This window comes from Streptomyces sp. NPDC058257 (assembly GCF_042881845.1).
In the GTDB taxonomy this organism is placed as follows: domain Bacteria; phylum Actinomycetota; class Actinomycetes; order Streptomycetales; family Streptomycetaceae; genus Streptomyces.
Genome location: NZ_JBHVXJ010000003.1, coordinates 619,071 through 639,579, shown reverse-complemented (window position 1 = coordinate 639,579; position 20,509 = coordinate 619,071). Strand labels below are relative to the sequence as shown.

Below are 20,509 nucleotides of genomic sequence, written 5' to 3'. Positions count from 1 at the left end.
CTCGCGCGGTTCCCCGTGCGGTTCCCCGCGCCCCTGAAGGACGAAGGGGCGCTCGTCATCTCGGCAGCGGCGTCAGCCTCTCCGGGCCGTTCGACAGGTCCTCGCGGAGCTTCTTGTGGAGGATCTGGTCCGCGTACGTGAGGCGGCCCGGACCCATCCTGGGCGGTACGCCGCTGATGGCCTTTCCGGGTGACTGGGGTGGCTCGTAGTGCGTGGGGGCCGTTCTGAGGGTGAGGGCCGTCGCGCCGACGATCAGCGCGGTGAAGGCGATCGCCGCCCGGGTCCAGAAGCGGGCGCGGTGTTCGCTCCCGGTGCGTACCCGGCCCGCGTTCGGGGACCGCAGCTTCTCCGCCCCGCACAGTTCGCCGAGGCGCTGGTGCAGGGCGTCGGGTGTCGCCGCCAGTTCGGGGAGCCGCTCGGTGATCGTCTCGCGGGCGTGCAGCAGTCGGCTGGCCGCCGCGGGAGTGCTCGCCTCCGTCTCGGCCGCGGTCTCGGGCAGGTCGAGCCCGACGCCGTCGTAGAGCAGCAGGGTGCGGCGCTGCGCGGGCGGCAGGCTCATCAGTACGTTGAGGAACGCGCGGTCGTCCAGCGCGGCGGGCGGGGCGTCCGGGTGCCGGTGGGCGGGGCGCAGGCGGTGCCAGGGGGACATCGCGTATTCGTACGCCGCCGCGCGCACCCAGCCCGCGGGGTCGCGGTCGACGGCGACCTCGGGCCAGCGCTGCCAGGCGAGCTGGAAGGCGCGCTCCACGGATTCCTGGGCGAGGGTGCGGCGGCCGGTGAGCAGGTAGGTCTGGCGTACGAGGCCGGGGGCGCAGGCCGAGCAGAGCGCGTCGAAGGCCTCGGCGGGGGTTGCCCCGGCGATGGACTCCGGCGCCCTTGCCCCCTCCACGGCCTCCTCCCCCTCCACGGCCTCCTGTCCCTGTCTCTGGCCCTGTCCCTGCCCCTGTCCCGGTTTCGGTTTCGGCTCGGCCAGAGCGACGGCCGTCGTCGCCCGCATCACCGGCTCGGGCCGCGTGTGGCCGTTTATCGCGGCGCCCACCGGGATCCGCGATGGAGACTTGCCGCCCTTGGTGTCCTCGACCGGCGGCTGCGGCAGGTTCTGGGCCCAGCTGGTGCGCCGCGCGGAGCGCTTGCCCGGCTTGCCCGCGACGGTCTGTTCGTTCGCGAGTTCGGCGAGCAGCCTCGTGTAGACCTCACGTCTGCGGCCGCGCGGCGCCGAGCGGCCCGACTCCCAGGAGCGGACCGTCTCCCGGGTGACGCCCACCCGGGCCGCGATCTCGGCCTGGCTCAGGGACTTCGCCTCGCGCAGGCGTCGCCGTTCCTTGGGGGACGGCAACGGTGTGGCATGGCTCTGGGTCATGTCGGACTCTCCGCGCCGTGGGCCGTGGGCCTTCGTGCGGCGGGTAGCCGGGCGTGACTGATCCGTCGTACGAAAAAGTACATAAACATATATTGAGCGACACATCCGGTATTCGCCTGTTACGAGGAGAAAGCGCGTGTCGTTGGGAGCATGGCGACGTGACTCATATCACCGACCGCAGCTCACCGTTGCCGCCCCTCAAGCCGCTGATCGAGCGGGTGCGCGACCGTCGGCCCGGCCTTGCGACGTGCCTGTTCGGAGGGGCCGTGGCGGCCGGGCTCGGGCTCGGCTCGATCGCCGTCCTGGTGATGGTCCTCTGGATCAGCTCGCCCTATCCGGACAGCGGGCCCAGCGGGGCGCTGCATGTCGCCGCCGCGGTCTGGCTCATCGCCCACGGCACGGAGCTGATCAGGACCGACACGCTCTCCGGGGCGTCGGCGCCGCTCGGCGTCACGCCCTTGCTCCTGATGGTGCTTCCGGGCTGGCTGGCGCATCGGGCGGCGCGGGTCGCGGCGGATCCGCAGGAGCGGGGGATGGCGCCGCGTACCGCGTGGTGCGGGGTGGTCGGCGGCTATCTGCTGATCGGCGCCGCCGCGACGCTGTACGCGGCCGGGGGTGAGCTGCGGCCGTCGTGGCCGAGCGCCGCCCTGCACATGCCGGCGCTCGTGGGGGGCGCGGCGGCGGTGGGGGTCTGGACGGCGCTCGAACGGCCCGGGAGCCCGCTGCCGGGCGTGGTGCGGGCGGGCCTTCGTGCGCTGCCCGCGCGGGTACGTCCCTTCTTCGTACGCCGATACATCCGCGCCGTCACGAGGGCCGCGGCGGCCGGGGTGCTGGTCCTTGTCGGCGGCGGAGCGCTCCTTGTCGCGGCGTCCCTCGTACTGCACGGCGGTCTTGCGAAGGCGTCGTTCGCGCAGGTCACGGACGTGTGGTCGGGACGCTTCGCGGTGCTGCTGCTCGCCATGGCGCTGGTGCCGAACGCGGCGGTGTGGGGCGCCGCGTACAGCCTCGGCCCCGGGTTCGCGCTCGGCACGGGGAGTGTGGCGGGCCCGCTCGCCGTGAGCGCGGGGCCGATGCTGCCGGCGTTCCCGTTGCTCGCCGCGGTGCCGGGGGACGGGCCGGGGTCGCCTCTGACGTGGGCGGCGGGAGCGGTGCCCGCGGGGGCGGGTATCGCGGTCGCCTGGTTCACGGCGGGGGCGGCGGCGCCCGCCTCCGGGAAGCGCGACGGGGCGTGGTCACGGGGGCGGACGGCGCTGGTCGCGGTGGTGGCGGCGGCGCTGTGCGGGGTGGCCATGGCGGGGCTCGCGGCGCTGGCGGGCGGTCCGATGGGCGTGGCCGTCCTGGCCGAGTTCGGGCCGGTGTGGTGGCAGACGGGGGCGGCGGCGCTGGGCTGGACGGCGGCGCTGGGGGTGCCGTTCGCCCTGCTGGGACGGGCCTGGCGCTTGCGGACGCGCCGGACCGCGGCACGCGGGACTACCGGGACCGCACCGGGCGAGGCCGCGTCACGCGAAACCACACCGCGCGAGGCCGCGTCACGCGGGACCGCACCGGGCGAGGCCGCACCGCGCGAAACCACACCGCGCGAGGCCACACCACGCGGGACCGCGCCCGACGAAACCGCGCCCGACGAGACCACCCCGCGCCGGACCTGGCTCAGGCTGCCGAGACCACGCGTCCCGCAGCTACGCATCCCGCAGCTACTACGTGTCCCGCAGCTACATGTCCCGCACCTGCGCGTCCCCCGCCTGCGCCTCCCCCACCTGCGCGCCCCGCGCCTACGCCTTCCCCAGTTCTCCCGCCGCCGCCAGAGTCCACCGCCTCCGGAGCCGCCGACTCCGGCCTCGGATCCGTTCGAGCCGTACGACTTCCTGCCGCGCACACCGGCGGTGGACACGGCGGACTGGGGTATGGCGGACTGGTACGACGACGCGTCCCGCGAGGCGCGCTGGGCGGCGCTGAGGGACGCGAGCAAAGAGGAGCGCCCGCCGACGCCTTGAGCGGGGCGGGCGGTCCTGAGGGACGAGGCTGACGAGGAGCGCCCGCCACGGCGCCTGATGGGGTGGGGCGGGACGGAGCCCAAGGAGGCCCCGCCACCCCCCCAACGTCAGTCCTGCTCACCCAGCAGTGGCCGCAGCTGCTTCGGCAGAAGATCGTTGCACTCCTGCTGCGACTGGGTCGTGAGCGCGTCGCTGGCGCACGTGTAGTAGTCGCTGTACACCAGCTGCGCCGCGAACGTCGCCGCCACCATCGCCAGGGCGAGCGACGCCGTCACCAGGCCGCTGATCGCCGCCGTCCTCTGCGGCTTGGCGCTGGTGAGGTCGGCCGCGGGCTGCTGTGCGGCAGGCGCCGTCGGGTCCGCCTCCTTCGGCTTGGCCCGCAGCGCGCTGATGCCCCAGTTCAGCGCGAGCGCGCCCAGGAGCAGGGCGACGGACCGCCAGCCGAAGAGCGCGAAGAAGAAGGCCCACATGCCGGAGAGCAGGGCGTACCGAGCGCGGCGCTGGGCCGGGTCGGTCGGGTCCCAGCGCATGCCGCTGCCGGATCCGGAGCCGGATCCGGCGGGACCGTCGGGCCCCTGCCCCCCGCCCGCGCCCTGCTGGCCGGGTCGCTCGCCGAAGCCGCCGCCCTGGGCGCGCCCGGGCTGCCGGTCGCTCCACTGGCTGCCCCAGGGGGAGTGGCCCTGGTCGTCGGAGCCTTCGCCGCCATTGCCGGGGCGGGGCCGCCACGGCTTGTCCGGCGCCCCCTCCGGCGGCGGCGCGAAGGGATTGTCGTCCTTCTTCCCGGAGCTGCCCGAGCCGGACGAGCCGGACGAGCCGGACGAGCTGCCCGAGCCGGAAGAGTCAGAGGAGCCAGAGGAGTCAGAAGAGTCGGAGGAACCGGAAGAGTCGGAGCTCCCGGAGTCCTGGGAGTCCTGCGGCGGGGACGACGGGCGGCCGTCGCGCAGCAGCGTCGAGCCGCGCTCCCCTCCGTGCGTCAACCCGAACGCGAAGGACAGCGGGAGGCGGAGGCTACGGTCCGGCATCAGGTGTGCGTCTTCCCCTTGGTCGAGCGAACTTTGGTCGAGCGAGCTTCTGAACGAAGTCCCGAACGAAGTCCCGAACGAAGTCCCGAACGGAGCCCCGAGCGGAGCCCCGAACGGTGTTCTGGACGGTAGGACGTCATGTGACGTCTTGGTGCAGACGCTACCTTCCGGCCGCGCCCCCGTCCCGTGAGGGGCCGCACCGTGTGCCGGTATCGTTGCTGACGGTCGGCGGCTTCGTAGAGTTCCCCTATCGCGGGAGATGAAGCTTTCGTACGACCGTACAAAGACGCACCTCCCGAGAAAGGGCCCCGCTGTGGCCAAGAGCCCTGTGGCCAAGCGCCTCGTCGTGCTGGTCTCCGGATCAGGTACGAATCTGCAGGCTCTGCTCGACAAGATCGCGACGGACGGGGCGGCGGGATACGGCGCCGAGATCGTCGCGGTCGGCGCCGACCGCGACGGCATCGTCGGGCTCGAGCGTGCCGAGAGCGCCGGGATTCCCACCTTCGTCTGCCGGGTGAAGGACCACGCGACGCGTGACGAGTGGGATGCGGCTCTGGCCGAGGCCACCGCCTCGTACGAGCCCGATCTGGTCGTGTCGGCCGGGTTCATGAAGATCGTGGGGAAGCGATTCCTCGCACGGTTCGGCGGCCGGTTCGTCAATACGCACCCCGCCCTGCTGCCCAGTTTCCCGGGGGCCCACGGTGTGCGCGACGCGCTCGCGTACGGCGCGAAGGTCACGGGATGCACCGTCCACTTCGTCGACGACGGCGTCGACACCGGCCCGATCATCGCCCAGGGCGTGGTCCCGGTCGGGGATGAGGACGACGAGAGCGCTCTGCACGAGCGCATCAAGGAAGTCGAGCGAAGGCTGCTCGTCGATGTCGTGGGGCGTCTGGCCCGTAACGGCTACCGCATTGAGGGACGAAAGGTACTTATCCCGTGACCGCCGAAGGTACGCACGGTTCGCAGCGCCCCATCAAGCGCGCGCTCATCAGCGTCTATGACAAGACCGGGCTCGAGGAGCTCGCGCGCGGGCTGCACGAGGCCGGCGTCGAGCTCGTCTCGACCGGTTCGACCGCCGCGAAGATCGCCGCCGCCGGGGTGCCCGTCACCAAGGTCGAGGAGCTCACCGGATTCCCCGAGTGCCTGGACGGCCGGGTCAAGACGCTGCACCCGCGCGTGCACGCCGGGATCCTCGCCGACCTGCGCCTGGAGGACCACCGGCGTCAGCTCGCCGACCTCGGCATCGAGCCGTTCCAGCTGGTCGTCGTGAACCTCTACCCCTTCAAGGCGACCGTCGCGTCGGGCGCGACGCCCGACGAGTGCGTGGAGCAGATCGACATCGGCGGCCCCTCGATGGTCCGCGCCGCCGCCAAGAACCACCCCTCGGTGTCGGTCGTCACGAGCCCCGCCCGGTACGCCGACGTGATCGCCGCCGTCCGTACCGGCGGTTTCGATCTGACCGCACGCAAGCGCCTGGCCGCCGAAGCGTTCCGCCACACCGCCGAGTACGACCTCGCGGTCGCCTCGTGGTTCGCGGACGCCCGCGGCGGAGCCGCTGATGAGCACAGCGCGGCGGACGACAGCTCGGCCTTCCCCGAGTTCATCGGCAGCGCGTACGCGCGCAAGAACGTCCTGCGCTACGGCGAGAACCCGCACCAGGGCGCCGCCCTCTACGTCGACGGCAGCGGAGGCCTCGCCGAGGCCGAGCAGCTGCACGGCAAGGAGATGTCGTACAACAACTACACGGACACGGACGCCGCGCGCCGTGCCGCGTACGACCACGACGACCCCTGCGTCGCGATCATCAAGCACGCCAACCCCTGCGGCATCGCGATCGGCGCGAACGTCGCCGAGGCGCACCGCAAGGCGCACGCCTGCGACCCGCTCTCCGCGTTCGGCGGCGTGATCGCCGTCAACCGCCCGGTCTCCAAGGAGATGGCCGAGCAGGTCGCCGACATCTTCACCGAGGTCATCGTCGCGCCCGAGTACGAGGACGGCGCTCTCGAAGTCCTCACGAAGAAGAAGAACATCCGTGTCCTGCGCGCCCACGCGGCCCCGTCCAAGACGGTCGCCGGCGACTGGGAACGCAAGGAGATCGACGGCGGCGCGCTCCTCCAGGTCACCGACCGCCTCCAGGCCGACGGCGACAACCCCGCCAACTGGACGCTCGCCACGGGTGAGGCCCTGAACGCGGGCGAGCTCGCCGAACTCGCCTTCGCCTGGAAGGCGTCGCGCGCGGTGAAGTCCAACGCGATCCTGCTCGCCAAGGACGGCGCCTCGGTCGGCGTCGGCATGGGGCAGGTCAACCGCGTCGACTCCGCGAAGCTCGCGGTCGAGCGGGCGGGCGAGGAGCGGGCGCACGGCGCGTACGCCGCCTCTGACGCGTTCTTCCCGTTCCCCGACGGCCTGGAGATCCTCACGGCCGCGGGCGTCAAGGCCGTGGTGCAGCCGGGCGGTTCGGTCCGTGACGAGCTGGTCGTCGAGGCCGCGAAGAAGGCGGGCGTGACGATGTACTTCACGGGTACGCGGCACTTCTTCCACTGACGCTCGGCTCGACCCCGCCGAACAACCAACGGGCCGTGCCCCCTCGGAAGAGGGGGCACGGCCCGTTGGGGTTCTTCCCGCCTCAGTAGCGGGGGCGGTTGAACCACGCGGTGCCGCTCGGCACGACCGGGGCGAGCGTGATGATGACGGCGAAGACAACCCAGATCAGCGGGCCGATGATCGCGGTGGCAAAGCCGGTGTCCAAGCCGACGAAGAGGTAGATCAGGCCGACGACACCGCCCAGCGCGCCGTAGATGACCGTAGTGATCCGGACGCCCTGGCCGCCACGGCTGAACTTCACGCCCAGCGTGATCGACAGGGCGGCGAACGCCGCGGCCACAAGGGCGAAAACCACGAACAGGCCGGTGGCCGCGTCACCGAAATCACTGCTGCTGGAGAAGCCGAGGTCATCGGCGCTGTCCGAGACGTCGTTGGCGACCGCGGCGCCGTAGAGGAACCCGATCGCGCCGAGGATCTGCACCGCCGAGATCAGGAACAGGAAGACGCGCGCGGTGACCAGGAGCCCCGGCATCGACTGCTGCATCATGTTGCCGCCCGGGTAGCCGGGGTAAGCCGGCTGCTGCGGGTAGCCGTAGCCCTGCTGCGGCGGGACGCCGGGCGGCGGCGCCTGGGGGTAGCCGTACCCGGGAGCGGCCGGGGGCTGCTGACCCTGCGGCGGACCGTAGGGGTTGTTCGGGTCGCCGTAACTCATGGCGGTCTTCCTCCGTCGGGTAATGCGGGGACGACGCGGCACATCACGGAGGAAAGTTCTACAGATGCGGTCCGTCCCCCCGACACTGCCCGCGGCACTGTGTCGCATATCGTTCTTTAGGCCAAGCTTATTTGTCCAGCCGCATGGCGTATGCGTTGTGCAAGTGCAACAGAGCTGGTCAGGTCTCGGGACACAGCTGAGACACAGCCGGGCCGCGGCGGTGCCCTGATTGGTACCGGGCGGGCCTCATCCGGGAAGATGGGGTCATGACCGCCCAGATTCTCGATGGCAAGGCCACCGCAGCCGCGATCAAGTCCGAACTGACCGCCCGCGTGGCGGCCCTGAAGGAGAGGGGCCTCACGCCCGGCCTCGGGACTGTTCTGGTCGGTGACGACCCGGGCAGCCAGAAGTACGTCGCCGGCAAGCACCGCGACTGCGCGCAGGTCGGCATCGCCTCCATCCAGCGTGAACTGCCCGCCACCGCGACGCAGGACGAGATCGAGGCCGTCGTCCGCGAGCTCAACGACGACCCCGCCTGCACCGGCTACATCGTGCAGCTCCCGCTGCCCAAGGGCATCGACGAGAACCGCGTCCTCGAACTCATGGATCCGGCCAAGGACGCCGACGGCCTGCACCCGATGAACCTCGGCCGCCTCGTCCTGAACGAGCCCGCGCCGCTGCCCTGCACGCCGTTCGGCATCATCACGCTGCTGCGTCAGTACGGCGTGGAGATCAACGGCGCCGAGGTCGTGGTCGTCGGCCGCGGTGTGACGATCGGCCGCTCGATGCCGCTCCTGCTCACCCGCCGCTCGGAGAACGCGACGGTGACGCAGTGCCACACCGGTACGCGCGACCTGTCCACGCACTTGAAGCAGGCCGACATCATCGTGGCCGCCGCGGGCGTACCGCACCTGATCAAGCCCGAGGACGTGAAGCCGGGCGCCGCGATCCTGGACGTCGGCGTCTCGCGCGACGAGACCGGCAAGATCGTCGGCGATGTGCACCCGGGCGTCCGCGAGGTCGCCGGGTGGATCTCGCCGAACCCCGGCGGCGTCGGCCCGATGACGCGCGCGCAGCTGCTCGTCAACGTCGTCGAGGCTGCCGAGCGCGCCGCGACCGCTGCCGCGAGCTGAACCGGGAAAGGGTGAGCCCATGAGCGCAGAACCTGACCAGGAGGCATCGCGGGCCGACGTCGACGCCGACGTCGAGGTCGACGCCACGGACGCCGGGGAGGACGCCGTGGCCGTGGCGGACACCGAGGCCAAGGGCCACGTCAGCGCACCCGGCCCCGACGGGCCGAAGAAGACCACGCGGCGCTTTCCTCTCCTGACCCGGGACACCGCGCGTCCCGAGGGCGGCGGCCGGGCCGCGGCAGGTGACGCCCCCGCGCCCGCCCGCCAGTGGCCGCTGCTCAGCGTGCTCTCGACGGTGGGGCTCGGGCTGCTGCTCACCGCCTTCGACGTGTTCCGGGTCGGCACGATACTGATCGGCGTGGCGCTGATCGGTGGCGCCGTCATGCGGTGGGGGCTGCCCAGCGTCGGCATGCTCGCGGTGCGTTCGCGCTTCACGGACATGGTCACGTACGGCGTCCTCGGCGTCGCGATCGTGCTGCTCGCGCTGATGGCGCAGCCGGGGCCTTGGCTGCAGATCCCGTTCCTCAGCGAGACCCTGCATCGGACGATCACCACCTAGCGGTGGCGGTGCGTACGACGTGGCAGGCGGCCCGTCCTCTCCCCCGGGGAGGGCGGGCCGCCGTCGTGGTGCTGGTACGAGACGTTACGGCGGCGGGGGTGGGGAAGTCGTCCCGTGCCGGGTTGAGGTTCGGGTACCTCTGGCGGCGTACGCCCGCGGTCCCTGCGACTTCCGCGGTACCGCCGTAGTTTGACGTTCCGGTGCCCGCACGGGGCTACGCTGCCGCGATGCGGATCCGCCCCCTCGTCGCCGACACGTCGATCGCGGTAGCCCTGACCACGGTCGCCGTGCTCCTCGGGCAGGAGTCGGCACGGCAGGGCTGGCCCCAACTGGACGTACGGGGCTATGTGTTGGTGGCGCTCGCCAACGTGCCGGTCGTGTTCCGGTCCCGGGCCCCGCTCGCTGTCCTGCTCCTGGTGCACCTGGCATGGGCCGCGTATGTCACCGTCGGCTACTGGCCCGTCGTGAACACCTTCGCGCCCATGCTCACCGTCTACACCGTCACGGCCCTGCGGCCCGCCCGCGTCTCCGTTCCCTGTGCCGCCCTGATGAGTGCCGTCTGGATCTACGCGGGCGTGGTGAGCGATGGGGCGGCGATGGCGTCCGTGGTCGCGCAGGCCGTCGGCTTCCCCCTGGTGATCTGGCGTTTCGGGTACGTCGCCGGCCGGTCCGCCGAACTGGCCAGGCAGCTCAAGCGCGAGCAGGACGAGCGGGCGCGACGCGAGGTGGCCGAGGAACGCGGGCGCATCGCACGGGAGTTGCACGACGTCGTCGCCCACCACATGTCGGTGATATCCGTGCAGGCGGGTCTCGCGAAGTTCGTCTTCACCTCGGATCCGGCCACCGCCCACGCCGCGCTCTCCACCATCTCCGGCACCAGCGGAGAGGCCCTTGAGGAGTTGCGCCGCATGCTGCGGGTGCTGCGCGCACAGGAGGAGGGCGACGACGCGCCCGACGCCCCGATGCCGGGGCTCGCGCGGCTCGGCGAGATGGTCGAGCGGGTCCGGGCCGGGGGAGTCGCCGTCGGCCTGCGCGTCGAGGGGACGCCGCGGCAGCTCGCGCCCGGGGTCGAGCTCTGCGCGTACCGCGTGGTCCAGGAGGCCCTGACCAACGTACTGAAGCATGCGCCAGGGTCCGGCACGGCGGTCGAACTGCGGTATCAGCCGCACCATGTGACGGTCTCGGTCACCAATGACGGAGAGGGGGTGGTTCCGGACAGAGTGGGCACAGGGAGCGGCCATGGGTTGATTGGGATGCGGGAGCGGGCCAAGCTCTACGGCGGGACGGTCAGCATCGGCCCGCTGAGCGAGGGAGGGTTCGCCGTGCGCCTGACCCTGCCGACCTCCGCGCAGGCCGCACCGCAGGGGGACGACGCGACTTAAAATGACCAGGGTGCTCGTGGTCGACGACCAGTTCCTCATCCGGGCAGGCCTCGTGGGGCTGCTGCGTGCCGCGCCCGGCATCGAGGTCGTCGGTGAGGCGGGTGACGGGGCGGAAGCCGTCGCGCTCGCCGCGACGACCCGGCCCGATGTGATCCTGATGGACATCCGCATGCCCGGCATGAGCGGCATCGTGGCCACCGAGAAGATCCTCGCCGGCGCGCCCGAACCGGCGCCGCGCGTCCTGGTCCTCACCACGTTCGATCTCGACGAGTACGTGTACGGGGCGCTGCGGGCCGGAGCGTCGGGCTTCCTGCTCAAGGACTCCGGGCCCGAGCGCCTGCTCGCCGCGGTGGCCGCCGTCGGCGGCGGCGACGCGCTCTTCGCGCCCAGTGTCACCTGCCGCCTCGTCGAGGCCTTCGCCCGGCAGTCCGGGACCGGGACCGGGACCGGGACTGGACCCGGGTCCGGGTCCGGGTCCGGGACCGGTGGCTCGGCCAAACCGCCGCCCGACCTGAAGGCGTTGACCCTGCGCGAGGTCGAGGTCCTGAAGCTGATCGCCACGGGCCTGTCCAACGCGGACATCGCCGATCACCTGTACATCAGCGAGGCCACCGTCAAGACCCACCTCAACCGCACGATGACCAAACTCGACCTGGGCAGCAGGGCGCAGGCGGTGGTGGTGGCGTACGAGACGGGCCTCGTCACGCCGGGCGGCGGCGGTCGCTGAGGGGACGGCGGGTCCCCAACACGGCGGGCCCCCAGAAGCGGCAATGAACACGGCGGGCCCCAGAAGCGGAAGAGAAGACGGCGCCCGTCCTCTCCCCCGTGGGAGGACGAGCGCCGCCGGTCTGGCGGGGAGGCCGCCGTTCCAACGGAATCCAGCGTCGTGCCCTTACTAATTCCATACAAGGGCTGCCTTGCCCCTGTGGCACGGAGGTGACCATTCCGCCACGGTGTTCGCGGCCCGCAACAGAAGGCGCCTCCGTGGAGGGCGTTTCGTGGACCCGCTGCGACCGCCGCGGGGTATTTCGCAGAAGGGCTGACGCGTGCGATCGGGACGCTGTAGGACGTCCCGGTTCGCTACCTGGGGTTCCGCGTCGTGGGCTGGGTCGGCGGTGGGACACTGGACGTTGGACCGCAAGGAGTGCGACGGTGCACGCCAGTGGCCCGAATGCTCCCGTGCGCCCCCGGTCCGGGAACTGACATCCTGACTTCCGGCATCCCTCTGGGTAGCCCATGACAGGAGCAGCGGGGGCTGTCTCATGGGCAGAGCGGGGGGAACCACGCGCGGGGGCAAGTAGGCACGTACGGGGGGAATAGGGGGAGTAATGCCTCGTTGGAAGGCGCTACCGGATGAGCTCGACCCGCAGGTCAGGGAGTTCGCCAGTCAGCTGCGCAGGCTCGTCGACCGGAGTGGTCTGAGCATTGCCGCGGTGTCGGACCGCACCGGGTACAGCAAAACGTCGTGGGAGCGCTATCTGAACGGACGGCTTCTCGCCCCCAAGGGTGCGATCGTCGCGCTTGCAGAGGTGACGGGCACCAACCCCGTCCACCTCATCACCATGTGGGAACTCGCCGAGCGTGCGTGGAGCCGCTCCGAGGCACGGCACGACATGACCATGCAGGCCATCCGGATCTCCCAGGCGCGGGCCGCGCTCGGAGAGCTGGGGCCGAACCCGCCGGGCGGCAAGGGGAGCAGCGGCGCGGCACGCAACGGCGCGGGCGCGGGTTCAGGCGCGGGCGCCGGTACCGGCACCGGTATCGATTCCGCCGACCGTCCCGACCGTCCCGACCGTTCCGACCGTTCCGACCGTTCCGACTGGTCTGGCCGCTCCGGCCGTACGGGCGGGAGCGTCACCGGAGTCGCGGGCCCCGCGGGCGTCTCGCCCACGATCCCGCCGCAGATGCCGTCGTACGGACCTGCGGGCGGGGGCGCGGGCGCGGGCGACCTGGGGGCCGTCACGGCGCAGCCCGGCCCGCACGGGCCGGGCGACGGCGGGGACTCCCCCGACCGGCAGCGGCGGCGCAGGAAGCTGACGATGTTCCTCGCGGGTGTCGTCGGCGCGCTCGTCGTCATAGCCGTCGCCGTCTTCCTGACGGACTTCGGCAAGGACGGCAAGAGCGACGAGAGCGCCAAGCCGTCGGCGACACCGACCAAGAGCGACAAGGACCTGCCCCCGGGCGTCGAGTGCACCGGCGAGAGCTGCACCGGCAAGGACCCCGAGACCATGGGCTGCGGCGGCGAGTTGGCGAGCACGACGACACGCGCGACGGTGGGCAAGGCGCTGGTCGAGGTCCGCTACAGCAAGACGTGCGGGGCGGCCTGGGCGCGCATCACGCAGGCGGCGCCGGGCGACAAGGTCACCATTACCGGCGAGGGCGCCGCCAAGGAGAACGGGACCGTGAACGCGGACTTCGACGCGTACACGCCGATGGTGGCCGTGAAGGACGGTGCGTCGGCGAAGGCCTGCGCGACGCTCAAGGCCGGCCAGACCGGCTGCACGAAATAGCACCGGCTGTACGAACTAGACGCCCCCCATCAGAAGGCGGGGGTGGCCGCACGGCGGGAGATGAAGATGGCGGCCACCACAGGGGGGGGAGCGTGGTGGCCGCCCGGGGGTGTGACCACTCCCGTGGGGGTACTGCTCCGTGTGCCCTCGCGTTCGGAAGCCATGCGTGTCTTTTTCGTTGAATTTTTGTGGGGCCGGGACAGGGCGCTCGGACGATCTCTGCGGGGTGGCCGGAGGGCCTCTGTGGGGTGGGCCACACCCTCCCGGGGTTCGGGGGTCGGCGGGGCGCGATAGCCTGACGGCGGATCTCTCTTGATGCCAAGAGATCGATCATCGAGAGGCGATCGACGAGGGCGTCGGCAGGGGATCCAGCACAAGGGGCAGGGACCCCCACCGCCAGCTGTCTTACGGAGATCGCCATGACCCGCACTCCCGTGAATGTCACCGTCACCGGCGCGGCCGGCCAGATCGGCTACGCGCTGCTCTTCCGCATCGCCTCCGGCCACCTGCTCGGCGCGGACGTGCCGGTCAACCTTCGCCTCCTGGAGATCACTCCGGCCCTGAAGGCCGCCGAGGGCACCGCCATGGAGCTCGACGACTGTGCCTTCCCGCTGCTGAACTCGATCGAGATCAGCGACGACCCGAACGTCGCCTTCTCCGGCACCAACGTCGCCCTCCTCGTCGGCGCCCGCCCCCGCACCAAGGGCATGGAGCGCGGCGACCTGCTCTCCGCCAACGGCGGCATCTTCAAGCCGCAGGGCAAGGCGATCAACGACAACGCCGCGGACGACATCAAGGTCCTCGTCGTGGGCAACCCGGCCAACACCAACGCGCTCATCGCGCAGGCCGCCGCCCCGGACGTACCGGCCGAGCGCTTCACCGCGATGACCCGCCTGGACCACAACCGCGCGCTCTCGCAGCTGTCGAAGAAGACCGGCGCCCCGGTCTCCGACATCAAGCGCCTCACCATCTGGGGCAACCACTCGGCCACCCAGTACCCCGACATCTTCCACGCGGAGATCGCCGGCAAGAACGCCGCGGACGTCGTGGGCGACCAGTCCTGGCTCGCCGACGACTTCATCCCGACCGTCGCCAAGCGCGGCGCCGCGATCATCGAGGCCCGTGGCGCGTCCTCGGCCGCCTCCGCCGCCAACGCCGCCATCGACCACGTCCACACGTGGGTGAACGGCACGGGCGCCGGTGACTGGACCTCCATGGGTATCCCGTCGGACGGTTCGTACGGCGTTCCGGAGGGCCTCATCTCCTCCTTCCCCGTCACCACCAAGGACGGCAAGTACGAGATCGTCCAGGGTCTGGAGATCAACGACTTCTCGCGCAAGCGCATCGACGCGTCCGTGCAGGAGCTCACCGAGGAGCGCGAGGCGGTTCGCGGCCTCGGCCTCATCTAGTACGACCCCTGGCGCGGCCCCTTGGTACGCCCCTTGAGCACGCCCTCTCGCCCCCGGCAGCCACTCGATCGGCAGCCGGGGGCGAAGTGCGTTCATTCGCTCGCCCGAGGGGCAAAATCAGCTTTCCGTGGTCAGGGTGCACACGCTCCGTTACTCTCCAATTCCGCTTCATCCTGACGGAGTTGGCCATGGCAGGTAACACCGAGGCCACCAGACTGCTGTGCGCGGGCGTCCACCTGGACGCGGTGTTTCGCAGGAAGGTCGTCTCAGAACTCGTCGGCCACGCGGAGCGCCCCGTGGCGCCGCCGCTCGGTGCCGATGTGCTCCCGGTGCTCGCGCACGCCCTGCGCGCCCGGCGCGAGGAACTGTTCACCGCGCTGCTCCTGGCAGCCGTGTGGACCGGGTTCCTCGTCGCCGACGCGGTGATGGTGTGGGACGCCCTCGAAGACGCCAGGGGCGGCGATTCGGGAGTATCGGGTGCGGACCTGGCGCTGCTCGCCCTCGACCCGCACGGCGTCGTCGACTCGGGCCCGTCCGGCATGTTCGGCGCCCTTCTGCCGGGCGGCTGGGCGATCGCGTACGCGGCTGTGGTCCTGCTCCTCTGGCTGGGCCGGGTCGTCTCGGGCCGGGGTACGGACGGCGGGACACTGCGGCGGATGGAGCTTCCGGCACCGCTGGCCTGGCTGCGGCGCAGGATCGGCTGGCTGGTGACCGTGTTCGTGTGGTGGTGCGCCGCCGCGTACGGTTTCTCGGCGCTCGCCGTGATCAAGGAAACCCCGTACCCGGTGATCTTCCCGCTGCTCATCGCGGCCGTGGTCTGGCGCCATCAGTTCCTGGGCAAGCGGATCCTGCGCACGCACCTCGCCCGGCAGGCCTTCGCCGAGACCGAACAGCCCGGGATCCCCCCACGGTTCTCGCGCATCGCCGAGTGCATCCAACGCGAGCAGAACGCACCGGTGACCCTCTACGACGCCAACCGCCCCTTCGTGGGCGCCGGAAAGCCCCGCAAGCCGTGGTCGGTCGTGCTCGAACTGCGGCGCGCCGAGAAGGAGAAGGACGGCGGGATCGGCGTGGTGCCGTCCCAGCGCGTGTACGAGACGCTGGCCGCCCGCGAGGTCATCAAGATGATCGAGCCACGCCTGAAGGACCTGCGCCGGTCCGCCGCCACCAGCGTGGACCGGCTTCGTGACCTGGAGATCGAGGAGTTCGTCTACCTCCCCGCGGGCGTGGGCCGCGACGAGCGGCTCTACACCGGACAGGGGTACGAGACCGCCGGGCCCTACGACGCCGGGCAGGCCGCCCGGCATCTCGAACGGGCCGCGGGCGAGGGCGGCGAGGCGCGCCGCCACTTCCTGCGGATCCGGGTCGGCGCCTGGAACGAACAGGTCGTCGTCTCGCTCCTGGTCAGGGTGCACACCCAGGGCGGCATGCTGGTCCTCGAAGTGGTGCCGCACGTGCTCGGGCCGATCGTCCCCGAGTTCCGCGAGGTCGACACGATCGTGGCCCGCGAGCCGGAAGGCCCGGTCCGCGACGCCCTGCGCGCCTGCGTCGACGGCCCCGCGGTCGGCGTGGCGATCGGCATCGCCGCCCTGCGCGCGCTGCCCTCCCTCATTCCCTCCTTCCGGCTGTGGCTGGTCCAGCCCGCGGCCACGTCCGAAGGCGTGAGGATCCCCGCGCCGCCCGCCGCGCAGCTCCTGCGGTCCCTGTGCTCCCGGCTCGGGCTCGACCGCCCCGGGCAGGCGCCGCCGGACGCCCCGCTGGTTTCGCTGCGCCAACTGGCGAGCACCGACGACCTCTCGCTCTTCCAGGAGATGGACGTCGCCCGCTACACCCGCACCCTCCAGGACCGCATCGGTGAGGGCGTCCGTGACGCGCTGCGGGCCGGCGGCTTCCGCACGGACCGCCTCGAACAGAACATCACGCAGATCAACAACAGCGGGGTCTACATCTCGGAGATGTCCGGCGGCGCACTCGCCACCGGATCCCACGGCCAGGCCACGCACAGCGAGAGGAGCACGGCATGAGCGGCGGCGGGGACAACGGCGGCGGGGACAACGGCGGCGGAGGCGACGGCGGCGGTGCGCACGTCCAGATCGGTTCGATCACCGGCGGCTCGCAGGCCTTCGGCGCGCACGGCAGGGCCGAGTCCACCAACCACACGGTGGTGGTGTCCGATCCGAGGCAGCAGCACCTGCTCACGCAGGTCCGGGCGCTCCGCGGCGAGCTTGGCCGGGCGGCCGGGCGCACGGCCGAGGACGAGGTGCTCGACGCCGAACTGGGCGAGGTGGAGGGGGAGATCAGCCGCTCCGGCCACGGTGAAAGGCGGCTGCTCGGCAGGCTCCGTACCCGCCTCGAACAGTACGGCGCGGCCGCGGCGACAGCCGCGTCCGTGACAGCCGTACTTCAGGCGATCGCCCAGATCGCGGGCTGAGTGACGAGCGGTGCTGATCTTCGACGACGACCGCCAGGAGTGGGTCGGCCATGAGCAGGAGCGGCGGATCGCCGAGCTGCACGACCGGGACGCGGTGCGCCAGAGCAAGGCGCAGCGCGGCGCCGTGGCGCTCCTCGCGGTGTGCGGCCTGGTCTTCGGCGCCTGGGCGCTCGGCTGGAAGGACGAGCCGCGGCCGACGGGGTACCTCACAGTGCTCGATCAGCCCGCGCGCGGAGCGGACGTGGACGCCGAGGGCGGCGACACCGCGGCGCCCTCGCCCGCGGGCGTACCGCCCGCCCCGTACGAGGAGGTGAACGACAAGGAGGGCTACCGCCTCGCCGTCCCGCGGGGCTGGGTCCGTGACGTGATCTCGCCGGGTGAGGGCTACGACGTCGTCAACTACCGCAGCCCGAAGGGGGACCGGCGGCTTCAGGTGTACAGGGTGGGGGAGGCCTCGCCCTACGAATCGCTGCGGACCTGGCTCGACGAGACGCCGATGCCCGGCGGCTTCGAGCAGCTCGCCCCGCTGGAGCGCACGGACGACGACGGCCGCCCCGCCGCCCGGCTCGACTACGTGGCCGACCGGTTCAAGGGGGAGCCGGACATCGGCGGGTGGCATGTCATCGACCATCGCTTCCAGGCGGTGGACGGCAATCTCTACGCCCTCGCGGTGTACGGCTCCGACGCGGACGGCAGGGACGACGAGGAGAAGTTCATGTCGACCGCCCTGTCGTGGTTCTGCCCTCCGGACGAGACCTGCCCCGCGCCGGGCTCCTACTGAACTGGCTTCGACCCACTGCCCGTTGCGCACATGCTCATAGATGTAGTACTTCTTATACATGAGTGAGCAGGTGCACAACAGGTTGGCGATGGTGCGCGCGGAGCGAAAGGTGTCGCGCCAGAGCCTCGCCGAGGCGGTGGGGGTCCACTACCAGACCATCGGCTACATCGAGCGCGGGCAGTACAACCCGAGCCTCGACCTGGCGTTGAAGATCGCGGAGTTCTTCGGTCTTCCGGTGGAGGCACTGTTCTCCCTCGAGCCGTTCCGCCCGCTCACGGACGAGGTCTACGGGAGGAGTCAGGGATGACGGACCACCAGCGGGTGCGGGAGGCACGGGCGCGGGAGATGACCGGGTACGACCGGCGGATGCTCGCGATCATGAACCGGCGCGAGGGGGCGCCGATGTACGCCACGGCCACGCGCAGGCGGATAGCGGTCGGCGCCCATATCGCCCTGACCGTGGCGAGCGTCGCGGCCTGGCTCCTCACGGTCGTCGGCCATCAGCGCTGGGCGATGTGGACGATGCTCGGGCTCGTCCTGCCGTGGTGTGTGGCCACCGGCGTCATCAACGCCTCCACGCGCGGCCTCCTCGAACTGCGCGAACGCGCCCTCGACGAGCGGCAGCAGGCGGAGCGGTTCCGGGTCGCGGCGCACGCCCGCCAGATCATGCTGTGGCTGCTCCTCGCCGCCGCCGTCGGTGCGGGGGTCGCGGCCAATCAGGAATGGGACACGGAGGAGCTGCTCTTCCCCGTGCTCTTCACCGCGTTCGTCGTGCACTGGCTGATGCCGCTGTGGGTGGCGGGGCTCGCCGTGCGGGACGAGCCCGCGGACCTCGATCCCGACGTCGACCGCGACCGCGACCTCGATCTCGACGAGGTCGACAGGTAGGGAGCGCAAACCCTTCCTCTACGCACCTTTCGCTCCAAGTGCCCACACGCGCAGTGACACAGAGCACTTTCGGTTATGTAATGCGCATGGTTCCTCCCCCTCAGGGCAGGTGGACCCGGCTACCGCGAGTGACAGGCGGGGCGAATGACAGGAACGGAAGGCAAACGGGACGTGTCCGCACAACAGACCATCCATGTGGGCGGAGAGTGGCGAAACGCCCTCTCCGGCGCCACGCGCGAGATCCTCGACCCGGCGGATGCCAAGCCGTTCGCACTGATCGCCGAGGGCGGCACCGAGGACACCGACGCGGCCATCGCCGCCGCACGTGAGGCGTTCGACCACGGACCGTGGCCGGCCACGCCGGTCGCCGAACGGGCCGCGCTGCTGCGCCGCGTGGCGGACCTCCTCGTACGCGACCGGGAGAAGATCGGGCTCCTGGAGAGCCGCGACGCCGGCAAGACCGTCGAGGAGGGCCGCGTCGACGTCGACTGCGTCGCCGACGCCTTCCGGTACTTCGCCGACCTGGTGATCGGCGAGGGCGCGGGCCGCGTCGTCGACGCCGGGTCCGACGACATCCACAGCGTCGTCGTGCACGAGCCGGTCGGCGTCTGCACGATGATCACGCCCTGGAACTACCCGCTCCTCCAGGCCAGCTGGAAGGTCGCCCCCGCGCTCGCCGCGGGCAACACCTTCGTCATCAAGCCGAGTGAGGTCACTCCGCTGACGACGGTCGCGCTGATCGAGCTGCTCGTCGAGGCGGGGCTCCCGGCCGGTGTCGCGAACATCGTGACCGGGCCCGGCCACACCGTCGGCGCGCGCCTGTCCGACCACCCCGACGTCGACCTGGTCTCCTTCACCGGCGGCCTCGTCTCCGGCACCAAGGTCGCGCAGGCCGCGGCCCTCGGCGTCAAGAAGGTCGCCCTGGAGCTCGGCGGCAAGAACCCGAACGTCGTCTTCGCCGACGCCTGCGCCACCGAAGAGGGCTTCGACACCGCCGTCGACCAGGCGCTGAACGCCGCCTTCATCCACAGCGGGCAGGTCTGCTCCGCCGGTGGCCGCCTCATCATCGAGGAGTCGGTGCGCGAGCGCTTCGTCGCCGAACTCGCCCGCCGCGCGAGCCGCATCAAGCTCGGCCGCGGCACCGAGGACGGCGTCGAGTGCGGCCCGCTCGTCTCGCGGCAGCAGCGCGAGAAGACCGAGATGTACGTGGCCTCCGCACTGGAGGAGGGCGCGGTCCTGCGCAACGGCGGCAAGCGCCCCGAGCCCAGCGAAGTCCGCCCCGCGACCGGCTACTTCTACGAGCCGACCGTGCTCGACCAGTGCCACCGCGAGATGAAGGTCGTACGCGAAGAGGTCTTCGGCCCGGTCCTGACCGTCGAGACCTTCCGCACCGAGGACGAGGCCGTCGCGCTCGCCAACGACACCGAGTACGGTCTCGCGGGCGCCGTCTGGACCAACGACGCGGGCCTCGGCCGCCGTATGGCCAGGCGCCTGCGCCACGGCACGATCTGGATCAACGACTTCCACCCCTACCTGCCGCAGGCGGAGTGGGGCGGCTTCGGCAAGAGCGGCGTCGGGCGCGAGCTCGGACCCGCCGGGCTCGCCGAGTACCGCGAGTCCAAGCACATCTACCAGAACCTCGCACCGCAGCCCGTCCGCTGGTTCGCGGGCTGAGGCCCACTGCGTAGAGGCGTGCGCGGGGGCGGCGGTCCCGCCCCCGCGCACGTATGCATGTCCGAACGTCCGAGCACCCCCCGCTCAATAAGCGCGAGCACCTTGCA

At 71.6% G+C, this 20,509-nt stretch carries 18 protein-coding genes; 15 read left to right on the top strand and 3 right to left on the bottom strand.

The features are described from left to right. Positions 1 to 55: 55 nt before the first annotated feature. On the bottom strand, positions 56 to 1,360 hold the full coding sequence (locus ACFVXC_RS11915) for a sigma factor-like helix-turn-helix DNA-binding protein (RefSeq protein WP_389904219.1): 1,305 nt from the start codon (positions 1,358 to 1,360) through the stop codon (positions 56 to 58). Positions 1,361 to 1,518: 158 nt separating this feature from the next. Between ACFVXC_RS11915 and ACFVXC_RS11910 the strand changes: the two genes are divergently transcribed. Beyond that, the gene (locus ACFVXC_RS11910) at positions 1,519 to 3,354 is read left to right on the top strand and encodes a DUF6350 family protein (protein WP_389904217.1); all 1,836 of its coding nucleotides are present in this window, start codon (positions 1,519 to 1,521) and stop codon (positions 3,352 to 3,354) included. Positions 3,355 to 3,461: 107 nt separating this feature from the next. Here the strand turns inward: ACFVXC_RS11910 and ACFVXC_RS11905 are convergent, their stop codons facing one another. Beyond that, the gene (locus tag ACFVXC_RS11905; protein ID WP_389904216.1) at positions 3,462 to 4,376 is read right to left on the bottom strand and encodes a hypothetical protein; all 915 of its coding nucleotides are present in this window, start codon (positions 4,374 to 4,376) and stop codon (positions 3,462 to 3,464) included. A gap of 313 nt (positions 4,377 to 4,689) precedes the next feature. Here ACFVXC_RS11905 and purN point away from each other — a divergent pair, with 313 nt between their 5' ends. Together purN and purH are read left to right on the top strand one after the other, a co-directional pair. Further along, the gene (gene purN / locus ACFVXC_RS11900) at positions 4,690 to 5,319 is read left to right on the top strand and encodes a phosphoribosylglycinamide formyltransferase (RefSeq protein ID WP_389904213.1); all 630 of its coding nucleotides are present in this window, start codon (positions 4,690 to 4,692) and stop codon (positions 5,317 to 5,319) included. Beyond that, a complete protein-coding gene (gene purH, locus ACFVXC_RS11895; protein ID WP_389904212.1) occupies positions 5,316 to 6,923 on the top strand; it encodes a bifunctional phosphoribosylaminoimidazolecarboxamide formyltransferase/IMP cyclohydrolase in 1,608 nt (535 codons plus the stop codon). The genes purN and purH overlap by 4 nt, the downstream gene beginning before the upstream one ends. Positions 6,924 to 7,005: 82 nt before the next feature. Here the strand turns inward: purH and ACFVXC_RS11890 are convergent, their stop codons facing one another. After that, positions 7,006 to 7,635, bottom strand: a complete 630-nt coding sequence (locus ACFVXC_RS11890; RefSeq protein ID WP_389904209.1) for a hypothetical protein — start codon at positions 7,633 to 7,635, stop codon at positions 7,006 to 7,008. 266 nt (positions 7,636 to 7,901) lie between these two features. On the opposite strand from ACFVXC_RS11890, the gene ACFVXC_RS11885 reads away from it, so the two are divergent. The 12 genes from ACFVXC_RS11885 (at position 7,902) to ACFVXC_RS11830 (ending at position 20,402) form a co-directional block, all read left to right on the top strand. Further along, positions 7,902 to 8,768, top strand: a complete 867-nt coding sequence (locus tag ACFVXC_RS11885) for a bifunctional methylenetetrahydrofolate dehydrogenase/methenyltetrahydrofolate cyclohydrolase (protein ID WP_389904208.1) — start codon at positions 7,902 to 7,904, stop codon at positions 8,766 to 8,768. Positions 8,769 to 8,787: 19 nt separating this feature from the next. Continuing rightward, on the top strand, positions 8,788 to 9,327 hold the full coding sequence (locus ACFVXC_RS11880; RefSeq protein ID WP_389904206.1) for a DUF3017 domain-containing protein: 540 nt from the start codon (positions 8,788 to 8,790) through the stop codon (positions 9,325 to 9,327). 227 nt (positions 9,328 to 9,554) lie between these two features. Then, positions 9,555 to 10,709, top strand: a complete 1,155-nt coding sequence (locus tag ACFVXC_RS11875) for a sensor histidine kinase (protein WP_389904204.1) — start codon at positions 9,555 to 9,557, stop codon at positions 10,707 to 10,709. A 1-nt stretch (position 10,710) separates the two neighbouring features. Further along, the gene (locus ACFVXC_RS11870; protein WP_389904201.1) at positions 10,711 to 11,436 is read left to right on the top strand and encodes a response regulator; all 726 of its coding nucleotides are present in this window, start codon (positions 10,711 to 10,713) and stop codon (positions 11,434 to 11,436) included. A 601-nt stretch (positions 11,437 to 12,037) separates the two neighbouring features. Beyond that, positions 12,038 to 13,219: an XRE family transcriptional regulator gene (locus ACFVXC_RS11865; protein WP_389904198.1), complete on the top strand. Its 1,182-nt coding sequence runs from the start codon at positions 12,038 to 12,040 to the stop codon at positions 13,217 to 13,219. A gap of 419 nt (positions 13,220 to 13,638) precedes the next feature. Beyond that, positions 13,639 to 14,628 (top strand): malate dehydrogenase, encoded by a 990-nt coding sequence (locus ACFVXC_RS11860; RefSeq protein ID WP_389904196.1) that lies wholly within the window; start codon positions 13,639 to 13,641, stop codon positions 14,626 to 14,628. Positions 14,629 to 14,816: 188 nt separating this feature from the next. Continuing rightward, a complete protein-coding gene (locus ACFVXC_RS11855) occupies positions 14,817 to 16,652 on the top strand; it encodes a hypothetical protein (RefSeq protein ID WP_389904195.1) in 1,836 nt (611 codons plus the stop codon). Next, positions 16,649 to 17,059, top strand: coding sequence for a hypothetical protein (locus ACFVXC_RS11850; RefSeq protein ID WP_389904193.1), 411 nt, complete (start codon positions 16,649 to 16,651; stop codon positions 17,057 to 17,059). Before ACFVXC_RS11855 ends, ACFVXC_RS11850 begins: the two co-directional genes overlap by 4 nt. Positions 17,060 to 17,069: 10 nt before the next feature. After that, positions 17,070 to 17,840: a hypothetical protein gene (locus tag ACFVXC_RS11845; RefSeq protein WP_389904190.1), complete on the top strand. Its 771-nt coding sequence runs from the start codon at positions 17,070 to 17,072 to the stop codon at positions 17,838 to 17,840. 58 nt (positions 17,841 to 17,898) lie between these two features. Then, on the top strand, positions 17,899 to 18,147 hold the full coding sequence (locus ACFVXC_RS11840; RefSeq protein WP_389904188.1) for a helix-turn-helix transcriptional regulator: 249 nt from the start codon (positions 17,899 to 17,901) through the stop codon (positions 18,145 to 18,147). Next, positions 18,144 to 18,728, top strand: coding sequence for a hypothetical protein (locus ACFVXC_RS11835; protein ID WP_389904185.1), 585 nt, complete (start codon positions 18,144 to 18,146; stop codon positions 18,726 to 18,728). Before ACFVXC_RS11840 ends, ACFVXC_RS11835 begins: the two co-directional genes overlap by 4 nt. Before the next feature lie 144 nt (positions 18,729 to 18,872). Then, on the top strand, positions 18,873 to 20,402 hold the full coding sequence (locus ACFVXC_RS11830) for an aldehyde dehydrogenase family protein (RefSeq protein ID WP_389904183.1): 1,530 nt from the start codon (positions 18,873 to 18,875) through the stop codon (positions 20,400 to 20,402). The last annotated feature ends 107 nt before the right edge of the window (positions 20,403 to 20,509 follow it).

What these genes read in the sequence shown, in the direction of transcription:
- ACFVXC_RS11870 (WP_389904201.1), top strand. Translation starts at nt 10,711, where the DNA reads ATGACCAGGGTGCTCGTGGTCGACGACCAGTTCCTCATCCGGGCAGGC.
- ACFVXC_RS11915 (WP_389904219.1), bottom strand. Translation starts at nt 1,360, where the DNA reads ATGACCCAGAGCCATGCCACACCGTTGCCGTCCCCCAAGGAACGGCGA.
- ACFVXC_RS11905 (WP_389904216.1), bottom strand. Translation starts at nt 4,376, where the DNA reads ATGCCGGACCGTAGCCTCCGCCTCCCGCTGTCCTTCGCGTTCGGGTTG.
- ACFVXC_RS11865 (WP_389904198.1), top strand. Translation starts at nt 12,038, where the DNA reads ATGCCTCGTTGGAAGGCGCTACCGGATGAGCTCGACCCGCAGGTCAGG.
- ACFVXC_RS11855 (WP_389904195.1), top strand. Translation starts at nt 14,817, where the DNA reads ATGGCAGGTAACACCGAGGCCACCAGACTGCTGTGCGCGGGCGTCCAC.
- ACFVXC_RS11850 (WP_389904193.1), top strand. Translation starts at nt 16,649, where the DNA reads ATGAGCGGCGGCGGGGACAACGGCGGCGGGGACAACGGCGGCGGAGGC.
- ACFVXC_RS11830 (WP_389904183.1), top strand. Translation starts at nt 18,873, where the DNA reads ATGACAGGAACGGAAGGCAAACGGGACGTGTCCGCACAACAGACCATC.
- ACFVXC_RS11875 (WP_389904204.1), top strand. Translation starts at nt 9,555, where the DNA reads ATGCGGATCCGCCCCCTCGTCGCCGACACGTCGATCGCGGTAGCCCTG.
- ACFVXC_RS11890 (WP_389904209.1), bottom strand. Translation starts at nt 7,635, where the DNA reads ATGAGTTACGGCGACCCGAACAACCCCTACGGTCCGCCGCAGGGTCAG.
- ACFVXC_RS11885 (WP_389904208.1), top strand. Translation starts at nt 7,902, where the DNA reads ATGACCGCCCAGATTCTCGATGGCAAGGCCACCGCAGCCGCGATCAAG.
- ACFVXC_RS11880 (WP_389904206.1), top strand. Translation starts at nt 8,788, where the DNA reads ATGAGCGCAGAACCTGACCAGGAGGCATCGCGGGCCGACGTCGACGCC.
- ACFVXC_RS11840 (WP_389904188.1), top strand. Translation starts at nt 17,899, where the DNA reads ATGAGTGAGCAGGTGCACAACAGGTTGGCGATGGTGCGCGCGGAGCGA.
- ACFVXC_RS11860 (WP_389904196.1), top strand. Translation starts at nt 13,639, where the DNA reads ATGACCCGCACTCCCGTGAATGTCACCGTCACCGGCGCGGCCGGCCAG.
- ACFVXC_RS11835 (WP_389904185.1), top strand. Translation starts at nt 18,144, where the DNA reads ATGACGGACCACCAGCGGGTGCGGGAGGCACGGGCGCGGGAGATGACC.